Genomic DNA, 15545 nt, shown 5'->3' on the forward strand with positions numbered 1-15545 from the left:
AATGGTGCATCAATCTGCGCTGGATTCCCGTACCTCCCGGGCGCACCAACTGGCAGGTCCTTTTTGCGCTCAGTTCCCACAGTTGATCATCGCTCAGATCTTGGCTTCCAACCCCGCGTTAGACCGCTGCTCATGCATTTCTGAGCGGTATCGAGCTGGTCTCGAAGGAAGCGGCAGTCGTCGATCAGTGTGGCAATCGTGGCATGCAGATCGCCATCGTGCCACTCTATAGCTTGATCGACTGGACTAATTTCCTCGCGCACTTGCTTCATCGCAGACATGACATTTCCTTTGTCGTCTTCGGTTTCATCGGACAGGATTTGTTAAGGTCACCCGGCGTCACTGCTCGGCGAACATGCGCGTCATGCGGCGTGTACCAGCAAGGTGGATTAGATGAGTGATCCTGGTAAACTCAACTGGCATGGGCGGATCGATTTCCTCCGGTACTCCAAGTTCCAGCCGACGTTGGGATCGCAATGCGACCGGACAAATCACAAGCTTCGACTTCGAACTCGGCACACTCGCCAGCTTTCACTCTCATTAACTCCAGCATCCAGCGAGCCCTCCCCACACCAGGAACAGGAAGCTCTTCCGATGGCATAACGCTTACCCTCCATCGCGTGGCCGAGGCCGTTGGCTGACCGAAGTCCGTTGCCTCGCTCTGTCGGCGCCACCGCCGAATAATCAATCCCAGTGTGCCGGACTTTTCCGCCGCCAGTTGCAGCCGTCGGGACGCCGTCATCGGCAGTCGAACCAATTCAGCAACGACGGCTCCTAGTGCACCGTAGGAAAGGGCTTCCTCCATCGACGCGAGAACATCCTCCTCTCGATCCGCTTCGACGAATATTACCCGGTTCGGGTGAAGGCCGACCTGCGCCAGCGCAGGAAAGAAGAGATCCGGTCGGGTAAGGCACCAAATCACTTTCCCTTTCGTGCGAGCGGCGACCCCGGCTGCAAAAAGGGCTGCGGCTGCCCCATCCACGGCCCCCGCACCACCGCCCGCGAACTCGTGGATCGCTCCCAATGCCAGCCCCCCACCAGGCAGATGGCTATCAATTTCCGGCACACCAAATGGCAGGGCGCATTTCCGTCGCGATAGGGCGCCATCAAGATGAGAAATACGCTCGCGAAGCTCGGAAATAACGGGGTTTGCGCTCGCATGCGCCATCTGTAGCCTTCGTCAATTCATGGGTTCCATCTCGCTTTGGAAGCGATTATGTTCTACATGTGTTCCGGTAAGGCAGTCTAGTCAATAGGGCTATCTGCGGTCACCATGGGCAGCTCGGCTTTTCTAGGGGTGGCATGAAAATGATCCGCGAACGAATCCAATGCCGTAGCCGGTCGAAATTCAAGTTCGTACGATATCTAACGATGAGAAAAAATTCCTGCGACGAGAGAACCTCGCGGAAGTATCGCGGCTCAATCATACCTTGGTGTGCGGCGTCTGCGACCGGAGTATCGAACTCGGCCGCAAAGCTGGCAACACGTATCAGGCCACTGATCTTGCGCTAGCTTTCCACTTCCGACCCAACTTTAGGATCAACCCCTTCAGCTCTGGCTCTTGCACCAAGACGGCTGCTTCTCGCGGATGTCTCCAAATCAAATCGCGCTGGTCTTGCTCTGGAAACTTTAAGCGCTCCCGCCTGACCTCGAGCAGATAAACGCCGACGATCGAAGTTACGTGCTCGTTGTCCTTCAGGTACTTCGTATACGTGTAATGACCGAAGGTCTTCTTCCTGATCTTTCCCCGGACGCCGGCCTCTTCCCACGCTTCCCGCTCTGCGGCCTGGTACGCTTTCAAATTAGCGCACGGCCATCCCTTGGGAATGGTCCACCGCTTTGTTTGGCGGGTCGTGATCAGAAGTATGTCGATACCGCGGAGAGATTTCCGATAGCAAAGCGCCCCGACCTGCTCCGCCAGGTCGCCTGCAAAAACCCTGTGCGTGTAAGGCGTCAGCTTCGAGAAATGTCGATCCGGCTGGTCCATCGCGCGAACATGGAGCGAAGGCCGATACGCGGCAAGGCTTTCGAGTAAGTGGCCTCGCCCCTGCGGCCATGGCTAGGTAGGCAACGGCTCTCCCGTTTGTTCCTTTACCATGTATTCCGCATACCAGATTGGCCAACCTTCATCGTGTTGCCCGGTCAGTTTCTCGTGTTCACCATGGGCCTCTGACGCGCGCCGCAGCGCGGCCTCGAGTTCGGCGGAAGAAACGAAGGCTGCCCCGCCCGTGTCTATGCGACCCGGCAAGCGGCCGGTGACCTCCTGCAACAACCAGCCGTTCCCATCAGGATCATTGAACGAGGCGTAGGTCCTATAGGTGCGGCGCTCAGGGTCGCGGCCGCTTACTCTCCGGCTCCCGAAAAGGTACGGCTCGTCGGTACCAATCTTTTCTTCGCCTGCATGAAACACTTCGCTGATCCGTACACCGCGCGCCAGAAGTTCCTCGCGCGCCGCGCCGATGTCGGAGACGATCAGATATAGGCCCCGCGCAGAACCGGGCGCAGCCGAAGTGACGTTCTTTCCGAAGATGACCGAGCATCCCGAACCGGGCGGCGTGAACTGGATTACGCGCCACTCGCTACCAGCGGTGAAGTCGCCGTCTAGCCGCCAGCCAAGGCTCGCGTAGAAGCTCTTGGCCCGATCGACGTCGGCTACGGGGATTACGACCACTTCCAGCTTCATGTCGACGCCTCGATCGCGCGTGGGCCGGGGTGAATTTTCGCTGCGAACCTCGGTATTACCCATCTCGAGTCTCCTAGATTGTTTAGCTGCGAGATAAACGGCAGGTGGGGAGCGCTCACGGATGACGCGAGTTATCAAACTCTACAAACCTGCACTACGGCCGACATCAACGCGATTGCCCCTATGGTGCCCCCAGACCCGAAGTCGGATTTTAGTCGGCACGCCTCATCGAGACAACAATCCGGCAGTTGCGAGGATTTGCCGCCCATTTTCGCTGGCGTCTAAACGGAGGTTATGGCTCCGATTTCCTTGCAAGCACCAACGCTGCTTCGATGCCCGCCTCTAGTATGTCCTCAGCCAGAGACATATCCGAAACAGCGCGTGCGGTTTGCAGGGTCATCGTCATCGGCGCGACGAACTATCCGCACTTGATCGACGCCGTATTACTGCGCTCTGGCCGTCTCGAGCGCCATTTCGAAATCGGGCTTCCGGACGAGAAACCACGCGCGGATATCTTCCGGTTCTACCTTCGTGGACGCCTTTCCGACGAGGAGATCCGGACTGTGGCGTCGGATTCCGAGGCGGGTCTGGCACGGCACTACAACACGAAATGCAACATGTGACATGCCTCGGCAATACTATGGCCCGGCAAACAGTTACGACCCTACAATCTATCCTAGGATGCGGGCTGCGCCACGGCCTCGGCAATCGGAGCGGGTCGTCGTTCCAATTCAGGTGGAATCCGGAACCACAGGACATAAAGCGCCGGAAGGAAGATCAACGTCAGCGCCGCGGCAACGACCAGACCCCCCACCACGGTAAAGGCAAGCGGCGACCAGAACGGATCGCGGATGATCGGCAGCATGCCGAGGATCGTCGAACCGGCGGTCAGGAAAACCGGCCGCAGACGCTGCGCGGTGACGTCGATGACGCCCTGCCAACTCCTGCCTTCCTCCTCCATCCGTCTATCGATCTGGTCGATGAGCACCACCGAGTTTCGGGTGATCATGCCGATGAGAGCGATCATCCCGAGGACGGCGATGAAACCGACTGGCACGCGAGTGATAAGCATGATCAGCACGACGCCAATCAGCCCGAGCGGAACAACGCTGACGACCAGGATAAGGCGCTGCACGCTCTGCAGCTGAAACATCAGGACGATGAGGATGATGACAGCCATGACCGGCAGCATCGCTACGACTGCTGCGAGCCCGTCTTCCGCACCCTCAACGGAGCCACCCACCTCGATCAGATAATTGGGATTGTCGCGAATGAGTGCAGCGATCTGCGGCGTGGCGGCGTCGACGATGTCAGTCGCCAGCACGCCTTTTTCCGCGTCGGCCTGGACGGTGATCGTAGTCGAGCGGTCGTGCCGCCAGATCAACGGCTGCGTTGTCTGGTATTCCACTGTCGCGATGCTTGAAAGCGGCACGGTGTGATTGGGACCGACCGGTATCTGCAGCGAACGCAGCGTATTGATGTCGACGCGTTGATCCTCCGTCGCGCGTGCGACAACGTTGACCAGATAGATGGAATCGCGCACCTGCGTGATCGGCAAGCCCGAGGAGGTCGCAAACAGCGTCTGCGCGATAACGGACGAGTTCAACCCGACCAGCCTGGCGCGGTCTTGGTCGACGTTGATGACGACCTTCCGGATAGGTTCGTTCCAGTCGAGGTGCGGTTGAACAGCGCCTGGGACGGTATGGAGAACGTCAGCAACCTTCCAGGCGAGATCGCGCACACCGACGATATCAGGGCCGCTGACGCGATATTGAACGGGCCAGCCGACTGGTGGGCCCATTTCCAGCGGAGAGACACGGGCGATGATATCTGGGAACTGCTCGTCGAGGAGTTTTTGCAGCCTCTGCTGCAGGGCATCCCGCTGGGAAACGCTCTTGCTGATGACAACTGCCTGCGCGCGGAAGGGGGCCGGCGGATTGAGGTCCATCGAGAGATAGAAGCGGATCGGGTCGGAGCCGACGTAGAAGCTCCAGTTGGCAACCCCTTCGTCGGCGGCGAGGATTTCCTCCACCCGCTTTACCTGGGCGGCAGTCGCCTCTTGCGAGGCATCTTGTGGCAGGACGAGCGACAGAAGCAGTTCCGGACGATCTGACGATGGGAAAAATTGCCGGCGCATATACTGTGAGCCGAAAAGCGACGCGGCAAACAGGGCGACGGTCGCCAGAATGACGAGAACGCGCATGCGGACGCAGGCGCCGAGCAGCCTCTTGAAACCGCGGATAAGCTTGCTCTCGGTCTTTTCGCCGGCTTTCTCGCTCGGCTTCAGGACGGCAAGGCCAACGATCGGCGTCAGAAGCACCGCCACCAGCCAGGACACGATCAGGGAAAAGCCGATCACGAAGAACAGCGAGCGCGCGTATTCGCCCGAGGAACTCTGGGCGAAGCCAACCGGAATGAAGCCTGCAATGGTGACAAGCGTTCCCGCAAGCATCGGAAAGGCGGTGGATGTATAGGCGTACGCTGCCGCCTTCACGCGGTCCATTCCTTCCTCGAGCTTCGCCATGGTGATCTCAACCGTCACCATCGTGTCGTCGATCATCAACGTCAGCGCGATGATCAGCGCACCGAGCGAGACACGCTGCAATGCAATGCCGGTGATGTCCATGAAGAGGAAGGTCAGCGCCATCACCAGCGGGATCGAGACTGCGACGGCAAGGCCCGCTCGCACGCCGAGTGCCAGGAAACTGACACCAAGGACGATGACGACAGCCTGCGCCAGCGAAGTCGTGAAGCCGCGAATGGCGGTTTGCACCACTGTCGGCTGGCTCGCGACCCGCGTCAGATCAATGCCGATCGGCAGATCGTGCTCGAAACGATTCATGACGCTATCGATGTTTCGGCCAAGCTGCAGAATGTCGCCGCCGGAGGCCATCGAGACGGCAAGCCCGATCGCCGGCTTGCCATCGACGCGAAAGCGCGGTTGCGGCGGATCGACGGTGCCGCGCACGATATCGGCGATGTCGCCGAGGCGAACGAAGCCGGAGGCGGTCGGAATATTGAGCTCGCGCAGATCCTTTTCGCTGGCGAGACTGCCCGAAACCTCCAAGACCGTGCGATCGCGCTCGGTCGTCAGCTGGCCGGTGGGAAGAACGGCGTTCTGCGCCTGAATCGTCGAGATCACGCTCGGCATGCTGAGGCCGAGGCTGGCGAGCCGATTGGTCGAGAACTCGATGAAGATCGTCTCGTCCTGCGTGCCAATAAGCTGAACCTTGCCGATATCGTCGAGCTTGAGCAGGCGGTTGCGCGCCTCGTAGACCCAGTCACGCACCTCGCGGTCACCGAAGCCATCAGCAGTGAAACCGTAGATGATGCCAAAGGTATCGCCGAAATCGTCGTTGAAGAACGGCCCGCGGACGCCAGCCGGAAGCGTCGAGACGATGTCGCCGACCCTGGTTCGGGCCTGATACCAGGATTCGCCGACCTGGTCGGGCGGCGTTGCGTCGTCGAGCACCACGTAGATCACTGACTGGCCGGCGCTGGTCAGGCTCCTCAGGTGATCGAGATGCGGCACCTCCTCGAGTGTCCGCTCCAGCCGGTCCGTAATCTGGTCTGTAGTCTGCTCGATGGTGCCACCCGGCCACGCGGCAGACACGATCATCGTCTTGAAGGTGAATTCCGGGTCCTCGTCGCGGCCGAGATTGAAATAGGCGAGAATGCCGCCGACAGCGCTCAGAAATGCGAGGAAGACGATCAGGCTTTTGCGCTGAATGGCCCATTCGGAGAGATTGAATCCTCCGTTCATTGGACGCTTCCTTCAAGCAGGCGAACCGCCATGCCGGGACGCAGCTGCTGGACGCCGGCGACGACGACCTGATCGCCGCTCGACAGCCCCTTGCTCACGAGGAAATCCTGCGTATCGAATCGATGGACCTCTACCGGCACGAGCTTGGTGGTGTTGCTTGCCGGGTCAACCACCCAGACGGCCGGCTGGTTGTTCTGGTTGAACAGCGCCGTCATCGGCAGCCGCGCGACGGGCGCGCCTGCGATCTGGATCGTACCACGCACCGAACTGCCGAAACGGAACTCTTCAGGCGCGTTGTCCAGGCCGACGCGGACGGTGAAATTGCGCGTAACCGGATTGGCGGTCGGCGATATTTCCCTGACGGATCCACTCGCCGTCACATTTGGATTGCTTAACAACCGAACTTCGACGTGGGCATTGCTGTTGGCGGTCTGGATCGTCGCCTCCGGCACCTGGAACACCGCATCCCGCGGACCAACCTGCGCCACGCGGACGACCATCTGACCCCCGCCGACCACCTGGCCCACTTCGCCGCCAATGCCAGTGACGACGCCGGCACCATTGGCTTTCAGCGTACGGTTGTCGAGGTTGGTCTGGGCAATCCGCAACGCCGCCTCAGCGGCATCGACACCGGCCTGGGCAACATTGGCCTGCGCTATGGCCGCGTCTAACTGCTGACGGGTCGACGTCCGCGGGAAGAGTTGCTGCTGGCGATTGCGCTCGATCTCGGCGTTCTGGAAGGTCGACTGCGCGGAAAACAGATTGGCTTCCGCCTTGCGGAGCGCATCCTGGGCATCTTCGGAATCGAGCCGGGCGATCACCATTCCGACCTCCACGCGATCACCGACCTCGACGTCGCGCTCCCGGATTTCCCCGCCCTGGCGGAAGCCGAAGCTGGTCTCGACCCTTGGCTGGATCTCGCCAACCAGGGAGCCGAACGTATCCTCGGGATTGAACGAGACAGCCTGCGTCTTGACTGGCCGCGTCGGCAGCTCTTCCTTTTCCTCGCTTCTCTGGCAGCCGGAAAGGACAAGGGCGGTAAGCCCCGCGTAAACGAAAATCGCTTTGTGTCTCGACATCAAGGAACGCAACGGCATGGCGGCCTCTCACTTCTCGAACACACCCACAAGTTGGCGCGGCTTACACCGCGTCAGCGATCGGTAACCCGGGCGACCGGAGCACGCGTAAAAGGTCAGTAATCGACCGCGTCGCGGATGATCGGGCAGGTCATGCAATGCCCGCCGCCGCGCCCGCGTCCAAGTTCAGCACCAGTAATGGTGATGACTTCGATACCTTCCTTGCGAAGCAGCGTGTTCGTGTAGGTATTGCGGTCATAGGCATAGACGACGCCCGGGGAAGCGCAGACAAGGTTGGCGCCGCTATCCCACTGGGTGCGCTCGCGCATGTAGTCATTGCCCCCGGTCTGGACGACGCGCATCTTCTTCAAGCCGAGGGAGTCGCGGACCGTCTCGACGAAGCTGCCCTTGTCCTTGTGCAGCTCGACGCCGCCTTTGCCGTCCGGGCGGTAGGAGAAGGCATCGATCTTGTCGACGATGTCGGGATAGATCAGGACGCAATCACGGTCGGCGAACGTGAAGACCGTGTCGAGATGCATGGCCGCGCGCAGCTTCGGCATGGCCGCGACAATAACGCGTTCGGCTGCACCCTTTTCGAACAGCGCCTGGGCAACCTGGCTGATCGCCTGGCGCGAGGTCCGCTCGCTCATGCCGATTAGCACGTTGCCTTTGCCGATTGGCATGACGTCGCCGCCCTCGAGCGTGGCAAGCCCCCAATCCTTGGTCGGATCGCCCCACCAGACGTTCACCTTTCCGGCGAAATCCGGATGGAACTTGTAAATGGAGCTGGTGAGGATTGTCTCCTCGTGGCGGGCCGGCCAGTAAAGTGCGTTGAGCGTTACCCCGCCGTAGATCCAGCAGGTGGTGTCGCGGGTGTAGAGCGTGTTCGGTAGCGGCGGCAGCAGGTATTCGTTGACACCCGCCGCGTCGCGTATCAGCGCGAGCTGCTCACCACCGATCGATTCCGGAAATTCAAAGGTCGAGAGGCCGCCGATCAGCGTTTCGGCGAGCTCGCGGTTGGAAAGCCCCTCCAGATAGGAGCGAACCTCGTCAAGCAATCCGAGCCCGATCTGGTTCGGCGCGACCTGGTTATCGAGGATCCACTTCTTCGCTTCCGGGATGGCAACTGTTTCGGCGAGCAGATTGTGCATCTCAACGACTTCGACGCCGCGATCGCGCATCTTCGTCATGAAGTCGAAATGGTCGCGTTTGGCATTGTCGACCCAAAGCACGTCGTCAAAGAGAAGATCGTCGCAATTGCTCGGTGTCAGGCGCTGGTGAGCCCGGCCGGGCGCGCAGACCATCACCTTGCGAAGCTGGCCCACTTCCGAATGCACGCCGAAAGGGATGTCTGATGTCATGACGCTCCTGCCTTTCTGTTCAAGGTGTGATGATGCCCGTCAACAGGCCGTAGGCCCCGATCAGGCCGGCAATCAATGTAACGGCGAAGATGATGAGCTCGGTGGAGGTAAACAGCTGCAATTTCTGCTCACGCCGCGCCCAGACATAAAGAATGGTGCCAGGCACCAGGAGGACGGCGACGAGAAGCACATATTTGAGACCGGCGGCAATGAACATGAAGATCGTGTAGATGACGGCGATCCAGGCGAAAATCTGGTCGCGACCGCGCTCATTGGGCGTCGTTTCATAGCCCACGCCGCTGCGGGCAAGCAAAACGCCGTAGCCGGCGACGAGGAGATAGGGCAGAAGCGAGGTGACGCTCGTCATGTCGAGCATGAAATTGAAGGCGTCGCGTGACCAGTAGGTGGAGATGATGAACAGCGACACGACCAGGTTCGTCAACCACAACGCGTTGGCTGGTACGCGATTGGCATTCTGCGCGGCAAAGAGCCTCGGCATGTCGTCGGACTTGGCCGCGGCGAAGAGCACTTCGGCGCAGATCAGCGACCAGGCGAGATAAGCGCCCAACACCGAGACCAGAACGCCAATCGAGATGAATACGGCGCCCCAGTGCCCGACAACGGCTTCGAGAACCGCGGCCATTGAAGGTTGCTGGACCGCGGCAATCGCCGATTGCGGCATCACCGCATAGGGAAGCATGGTCACCGCCACCATCAGACCGGTGACGCCGACAAAGCCCAGTATGGTTGCGGCGCCGACATCGGAGCGTTTTTCGGCAAAGCGTGAATAGACGCTTGCGCCTTCGATGCCGATGAACACGAACACAGTGATCAACATGGTATCGCGGACCTGCGCGACCAGCGGCTTTGCCGGCATGTCCGCACCGCCAAAGAAGTTCTCGGAGAACTGCGTGTAGTTGAAAAAGAAGATCAGCAGCAGGATGAAGACGAGGATCGGCACGATCTTGGCGACGGTGACGACGGTGTTGATGAACGCTGCCTGCTCCACTCCCTTCAGGATCATGAAATGGAAGGCCCAGACGCCCAGCAGCGACACGATGATCGCAATCGCGCTGCTTCCGTCGCCGAAGATGCCCGGGAAAAAGCGCCCTAGCGTCGACCCGATGAGCACCCAGTAGAAGACGTTGCCGAGGCAACTTCCGAGCCAGTAACCGAAGGCCGAAAGGAAGCCCATGTAGTTGCCGAAACCAGCCTTGGCATAGGCGAACACGCCCGCGTCGATGTCCGGCCGTTTCTCGGCGAGAGCCTGAAACACACGCGCGAGCATGTACATGCCGGTACCCGCGATTGCCCAGGCAATGATGGCTCCGAAAGGCCCCGTGGCGGCGCCGAAGCGACCGGGCAGGTTGAAAATGCCGGCCCCGACCATGGATCCGACAACCATGCCAGTGAGTGCCAACCGGGAAAATTTCTGCGTGGATTGAGATGCCATGTCGCCCTCTCATGCCAACTGATGTTGCTTTTTAAGGCTTATGCACGTCGTGTAATTATTTGCTCTGGAACGATAATTCGTTTCCCCGCGACTGTGATCCGTATGAAGTACCACGAATATGCGATGCCTGCAATTTTTTGCGACCACTGGCTGTAAATGCGCGACCACTCATCGCGTTGCGCGATCGACTAAATGCTAATACGTCCTGTCGCGATGCCGAGGATCGCGACAACTGCGCCGACGGCCGCAACCATAAATATGGCGGTCTCCGCCGGAGTAAAGGCTCGCGCACTCTGCTCGCGTCTGGCCATGAAGTAGAGGATGGTTCCAGGTCCATAGATGGCGGCCGACAATAGCAGGTGCTTGGCGCCCGCGGCATAGATCAGCCCGGCGGTATAGAGAAGCGCGATACCGGCCCGCACGAAGTCGCCACGATGACCGGACGAATCCCGCTCGTATGTCTCGCCGGTCCAGGCGAGCTTGAAGCCGTAAGCCGCAACTAAGAGGTACGGGATCAGGATCATCGAGCTCGTCAGCTCCAGCGCCAGGGTGAAGGCGTATTGCGCAAAGAGAGTGAGGATCAGGAACACCTGGACCACAATGTTGGTGAGCCAGAGCGCGTTCGAAGGAACACCGCTTTCGTTCTCTTTGGAAAGAAAGCGCGGCATCGTGTCGAACTTCGATGCCGAATAGAGAATTTCGGCGGCGAGCAGCACCCAAGAAAGGTAGGCGCCGGCGACCGAGATTATCAGAGCGGCGCTGACGAACAGCCGACCCCACGGTCCGACCACCGCTTCGAGCACGCCGGCCATTGAAGGATTTCTGAGCGTTGCGAGATCCGTGCGCGGCATTATCCCGTAGGACAGGAGCGTAATCAGAACCATCAGCGAAAGCACGCCGAGAAAGCCGGTCAGCGTTGCGATACCAACATCGGCCCGGTTGCGTGCGTAACGCGAATAAACGCTCGCGCCCTCGATACCGACAAAGACGAAGACCGTGACCAGCATGGTCGCGCGCACCTGGCTGGAAATGTCGGCGAAGGTCGGGTCACCGCCGCCCCAGAAATTGGCGGCGAACAGGTCGTATCTGAAACCCGCAATCACGAAGACGATGAAGAGCAAGATGGGAACAATCTTCGCAAATGTAACGATCGTGTTGATTACCGCGGCTTCGCGAATGCCGCGCAGGATGACGAAATGCATGCACCAGAGGAGGATCGAAGACGTTGCGACCGCGAGTATCGTGTTGCCATCGCCGAAGATCGGGAAGAACAGCCCCAGTGTCGATTTGATGAGCACAAAGTAAGAAACATTGCCCAGCAGCGCCGCCGACCAGTAGCCAAGAGCCGAGAGGAAGCCGAGATAGTTGCCGAAGCCGGCCTTGGCATAGGCATAGATGCCTGCGTCGAGATCGGGGCGGCGCCGCGACAGTGATTGGAAGACGAAGGCGAGCATCAGCATGCCGACGCCGGCAATCGTCCAGGCGATGATGGCACCGAACGGTCCGGTTGCGCGGCCGAAGGCCTGTGGCAAGGAAAATATCCCTGCGCCGACCATCGAGCCCACACACATCGCCATCAAGGTCCAAATCGAAAACTTTCCTTCAGAGGGGGAGGTCATGACACAAACCGAGTTGTTGGATGGGTGAAGTTTAGCGCGTCCTTTGACGCAAAGTGCTCAGCAAGAAATCCAGAAACTACGCCTCCAGTCCCATTTGCAGGATTACGCACGGGCCGCGCCTGTATTGGATGCCGATCATTAACCACGTGCATAGGTCCCGAAAAGGTAAAGGACGATGATGTAACAGAGTATCTGCAGTGAGTAGGTCTGGCCATTGCCGGTATAGGCCTGGCGAACCCACTGCGCCGCTCCAATGACCGTCGCGCTAGTCCCGTTCCAGACGGCCCTGGCCAAGGGTTCGGTGACCGCTGCCAACGCCGGTTTATAAAAGCGATAGAAGGCGTCGATGCTCGTTTTCGAAAAGCGGCCGAGATTGCCCCGGTAAATAAGCCAGGCGACGAGAAAGATCGCAGCCGACAGCATAAGGGCGACCGTCATCGCTGGCAGTGGATTCCAGTGCGCATAAACCGCTTCGAGCGACATTCCCTGCCAGACGAGCCTTGAGGAAAATTGCGGGTCGATTGCTGCCGAAATCGGACCCATCACGAGTTTCGGGAAGAATGAGAGTGCCAGAATGGCGACCGCAAGCAGCGCTTGCGGCGCAAGCAGGCTGATCGGGGCTTCACGCAGATATAGCCGGTCTCCTTTCGGTTGGCTTAGGAAGATCGCGTAGGCGAAGCGGAACATGTAAAGCAGACCGAGCAAGGTCGCAGCCACCCCAAGCGCGGCCAGCCCGTACCACCCACGATCGATCATGGCACTGAGGAGCAGCCATTTGGCGCCGAAGCCGACGAGTGGCGGCAGTCCCGACATTGACAGCAGCGCGACGACGGCAAGCACGAACGTGAGCGGCATTGCCGTCATAAGTCCGCTGATCTCGTCGAAGCGGCGCGTGCCGGTTCGCAAAATGACGGCAGCTGCCACGAGAAAGAGAATGCCCTTGACCATCAGATGGTTGGCGATGAGATACATCGCCGTCACCCAGCCAAGATGGCTCATCATGGCGATGGCCGTCATGATATAGCCGATCTGGCTCATGCTCGAGTAAGCGAGCATGAGCTTTACGTCATCCTGCTTGAGCGCCATCGCTGCACCGCCAAGCGTGGTCAGAAGGCCGATCCAGGCCATCACATGTGCAAGCTCCAACCCCGTGTTTGCCCTTATCGCCAGATAGGTGACAAGAAACAGGCCGACGATCGCGACCTTGCTGACCACGGCCGATAGCATCGCCGACATGTCATCATCGGCTTCCGCATAGGCGCCGGGAAGCCAAACATGCAGGCCGATCGCGCCGGCCTTGATGAGAAAGCCAATCCCCAAGAGGGTGAATGCCATCGACGCCATGCTGGATGAAACGAGGGCGTCCAGGGAGATGGTGCCGCTCGCTGCAGCCGAAAGCCCGAAACCGGAAAGAATGCAGAAGGCCGAAATCAGGGAAAACATCAGGAAGGGCAAGGCATGCGGGTGCGCACTTCGCCCTTGCATGATGAGGAAATAGGTCGACAGGGTGATCAGTTCCCAGTTGAAGAAGAACTCGAGACTGGTGGGCGCCCAAAGCAGTCCGACGATCGCAAGCGGCAGGACCGTCATGAATGGATAGTAGCCGGGACGCTGATCGGTGCGATAAAGCCCCGCCATGGCAACGACGAGCCCGCCCCCAAGCAGTAGAGCCGCGAACAGCTGATTGAGCCCGGACATCAAAGAGACTTGTGCCATACCGAGAAAGAACACGAGCGCGAGCATCAGCACGCATTTGATCCGGCCGGGAAGCCCGTCCACGCAGAAGACGACGAGACCCGCCAGGAGCGGCAGGAAAAGCTGGAGCGAGGCAACCCCGGCAAGGCGTGATGCGATCCAACCTCCCGCAGTCAGTAACATCACGCAGACAAGCGACGGCGCGAGTGCAGCGATCCTGGGCCAGGCTTCGGCAATCTCGGCCGACGCCCGTGTCGACTGCTTGAACCAGCGAAACATATAGGCAGCTTCGAGAAGCGACCCAGCCAGAATGAGGATCACCCAACCGTAGCGCTCGCCCGCGGCAAGGCGCACCACGAGTTCCCACTTTGCCCAGAAGCCGGGGAAAGGTGGCAGACCGGAGATTGCAACCAGCAACATGGCAAAGACGAGGAGCGTCAGCGGTCGGTTGGCGATGGCAGGCCATGCCGCGGTGCGTGGGAGCCCAACCGCACCGACCAGCCAGAACAGGCCGGCCTTCGCGAAAAGATGGTTGAAGAACAGCCCGCCGACCACAAGCGGCATCGCTGCGTCGGCGTCGAGTTCTCGCAGCAAGGCAAGCGACAGCATCAGCAGGCCCATCTGGGCAATCGACGAATAGCCGAGCAGGCGCTGCACCTTCGTCTGCGGCAGACCGGCGAGATTGGAGAAGAGAAAGGTCAGGCCACCCGCCCAGGCGATGAGGTCGTAATGGGTCGCAAACAGCGGCAACAGCTTGAACAGCGCAAAGAAGACGCCCGCCGACACGCCGCCGGAGATGAGGGCCGCAATCCCGGCGGGCGCGGTTTCGTAAACGTCAAGACCCCAGCCATTGGCGGGGAAGGGTTTCAGTTCGAGTATCAGCGCCGACAGGACAAAGAGAAGCGCCGTCGTGCCGATCGGGCCTGATATCAGCGCCCTGTGTTCGATCATGTCGTCGATGTTGAGGGTTCCGGTGACGTGGTAGAGCAGCACCGCGCCCAACAGGAAGCATGACGAGGCAAGCACCGTCGCCATGATATACTTGAAGCTTGCCGAAAGTGCCGCAGGGCTGCCCTCCATCCCAAGCAGGCCGTAGGTCGCGATCGACATGATTTCCAAAAAGACGAACTGGTTGAACAGATCGCGGGTCATCACCATGCCGTTGATGCCCATGACCAGTATGAGATAGAGCAGCAGTGCCGCATAGGAGTTACGCAGCCGGCCCCACAGCTGCCAGACGCCGAGCATTGCGGCGAGATTTACGCTGACGGCGAAAAACCCCTCCCAAAGCCCGAAGCGCAGATTAATGGAAAAGGGTGGGATCGCTCCGGCGGTATAGATCTCGTTTGTCGAGCCGCCACGGAGTAGCCACCACAATTGGACTACAGAGACCAGCGTCATACCGGCAAGGGCAGCGAAGAAGACGATGGCCGGGAGCGGCTTGGCAATGCGATAGACAAGCGGGATCAGAAAGCCGCCGCCAAGGCCGAGCAGGAAGATCGTCAGCGGTTGCAGCACGCCTCCTACCATTTCGATTCCGTCAGCGCATCGATGGAGAGAGTTTTCCTGGCATCATGGATACGGATCGCAAAGGCGAGCATCACGGCGGTCACGGAAAAGCCGATGACGATCGCCGTGACCACCAGCGCGGCGGGGATGGGATCAACCGAACGCACCGTTGCTTCGGAGATTGAAAGCGCCTTGTCGATGATCGGCGCCGTCCCCCCGGTTACATAGCCTGTCGCGACCATCACCAGATGCAGGCCGGTATTGATCAACGAAAAGCCGATGATGATGCGCAGTATGTTGCGATGGCCAAGCATCCCCCAGAAGCCGATGAGGACGAGCGCGAAGCCCGTGACCATGAGAATGTGCGACACCGGCAGCCCCATGTT

11 protein-coding genes are annotated in these 15545 nt (G+C 59.8%); 1 reads left to right on the forward strand and 10 read right to left on the reverse strand.

The features are described 5' to 3' along the window. Positions 1-412: 412 nt before the first annotated feature. From IB244_RS32470 to IB244_RS23295, 3 genes are all read right to left on the reverse strand, one after another. Entirely contained in the window at positions 413-1168 is a 756-nt protein-coding gene (locus IB244_RS32470) for an ImuA family protein (protein ID WP_169682055.1), read from the reverse strand. A gap of 321 nt (positions 1169-1489) precedes the next feature. Then, positions 1490-1987, reverse strand: coding sequence for an NUDIX hydrolase (locus IB244_RS23290; protein WP_169682054.1), 498 nt, complete (start codon positions 1985-1987; stop codon positions 1490-1492). A 72-nt stretch (positions 1988-2059) separates the two neighbouring features. Continuing rightward, positions 2060-2746, reverse strand: coding sequence for a VOC family protein (locus IB244_RS23295; protein ID WP_169682053.1), 687 nt, complete (start codon positions 2744-2746; stop codon positions 2060-2062). A 284-nt stretch (positions 2747-3030) separates the two neighbouring features. Between IB244_RS23295 and IB244_RS23300 the strand changes: the two genes are divergently transcribed. Continuing rightward, the gene (locus IB244_RS23300) at positions 3031-3306 is read left to right on the forward strand and encodes an AAA family ATPase (RefSeq protein ID WP_246733677.1); all 276 of its coding nucleotides are present in this window, start codon (positions 3031-3033) and stop codon (positions 3304-3306) included. A 53-nt stretch (positions 3307-3359) separates the two neighbouring features. Here the strand turns inward: IB244_RS23300 and IB244_RS23305 are convergent, their stop codons facing one another. The 7 genes from IB244_RS23305 to IB244_RS23335 form a co-directional block, all read right to left on the reverse strand. Beyond that, complete coding sequence (locus tag IB244_RS23305) at positions 3360-6446, reverse strand: efflux RND transporter permease subunit (RefSeq protein ID WP_169682052.1); 3087 nt, start codon at positions 6444-6446, stop codon at positions 3360-3362. Next, complete coding sequence (locus tag IB244_RS23310; protein ID WP_169682051.1) at positions 6443-7543, reverse strand: efflux RND transporter periplasmic adaptor subunit; 1101 nt, start codon at positions 7541-7543, stop codon at positions 6443-6445. Before IB244_RS23310 ends, IB244_RS23305 begins: the two co-directional genes overlap by 4 nt. Positions 7544-7638: 95 nt before the next feature. Beyond that, a complete protein-coding gene (gene arcA, locus IB244_RS23315) occupies positions 7639-8883 on the reverse strand; it encodes an arginine deiminase (RefSeq protein WP_018856278.1) in 1245 nt (414 codons plus the stop codon). A gap of 19 nt (positions 8884-8902) precedes the next feature. After that, positions 8903-10336 (reverse strand): basic amino acid/polyamine antiporter, encoded by a 1434-nt coding sequence (locus IB244_RS23320; protein WP_018856277.1) that lies wholly within the window; start codon positions 10334-10336, stop codon positions 8903-8905. Between the two features lie 188 nt (positions 10337-10524). Then, complete coding sequence (locus IB244_RS23325) at positions 10525-11955, reverse strand: basic amino acid/polyamine antiporter (RefSeq protein WP_192305801.1); 1431 nt, start codon at positions 11953-11955, stop codon at positions 10525-10527. A 138-nt stretch (positions 11956-12093) separates the two neighbouring features. Further along, complete coding sequence (locus IB244_RS23330) at positions 12094-15180, reverse strand: complex I subunit 5 family protein (protein ID WP_192305803.1); 3087 nt, start codon at positions 15178-15180, stop codon at positions 12094-12096. Then, positions 15174-15542 (reverse strand): sodium:proton antiporter, encoded by a 369-nt coding sequence (locus IB244_RS23335; protein WP_169682048.1) that lies wholly within the window; start codon positions 15540-15542, stop codon positions 15174-15176. The genes IB244_RS23330 and IB244_RS23335 overlap by 7 nt, the downstream gene beginning before the upstream one ends. Between the last annotated feature and the right edge of the window lie 3 nt (positions 15543-15545).

The organism is Rhizobium sp. RHZ02, assembly GCF_014851575.1.
GTDB lineage: Bacteria > Pseudomonadota > Alphaproteobacteria > Rhizobiales > Rhizobiaceae > Rhizobium > Rhizobium altiplani.

Coding starts and splice junctions, on each gene's coding strand:
- IB244_RS23290 (WP_169682054.1), bottom strand. CDS start 1,987: ATGGACCAGCCGGATCGACATTTCTCGAAGCTGACGCCTTACACGCAC.
- IB244_RS23335 (WP_169682048.1), bottom strand. CDS start 15,542: ATGGGGCTGCCGGTGTCGCACATTCTCATGGTCACGGGCTTCGCGCTC.
- IB244_RS23305 (WP_169682052.1), bottom strand. CDS start 6,446: ATGAACGGAGGATTCAATCTCTCCGAATGGGCCATTCAGCGCAAAAGC.
- arcA (WP_018856278.1), bottom strand. CDS start 8,883: ATGACATCAGACATCCCTTTCGGCGTGCATTCGGAAGTGGGCCAGCTT.
- IB244_RS23295 (WP_169682053.1), bottom strand. CDS start 2,746: ATGGGTAATACCGAGGTTCGCAGCGAAAATTCACCCCGGCCCACGCGC.
- IB244_RS23300 (WP_246733677.1), top strand. CDS start 3,031: ATGTCCTCAGCCAGAGACATATCCGAAACAGCGCGTGCGGTTTGCAGG.
- IB244_RS23325 (WP_192305801.1), bottom strand. CDS start 11,955: ATGACCTCCCCCTCTGAAGGAAAGTTTTCGATTTGGACCTTGATGGCG.
- IB244_RS23330 (WP_192305803.1), bottom strand. CDS start 15,180: ATGGTAGGAGGCGTGCTGCAACCGCTGACGATCTTCCTGCTCGGCCTT.
- IB244_RS23310 (WP_169682051.1), bottom strand. CDS start 7,543: ATGCCGTTGCGTTCCTTGATGTCGAGACACAAAGCGATTTTCGTTTAC.
- IB244_RS32470 (WP_169682055.1), bottom strand. CDS start 1,168: ATGGCGCATGCGAGCGCAAACCCCGTTATTTCCGAGCTTCGCGAGCGT.
- IB244_RS23320 (WP_018856277.1), bottom strand. CDS start 10,336: ATGGCATCTCAATCCACGCAGAAATTTTCCCGGTTGGCACTCACTGGC.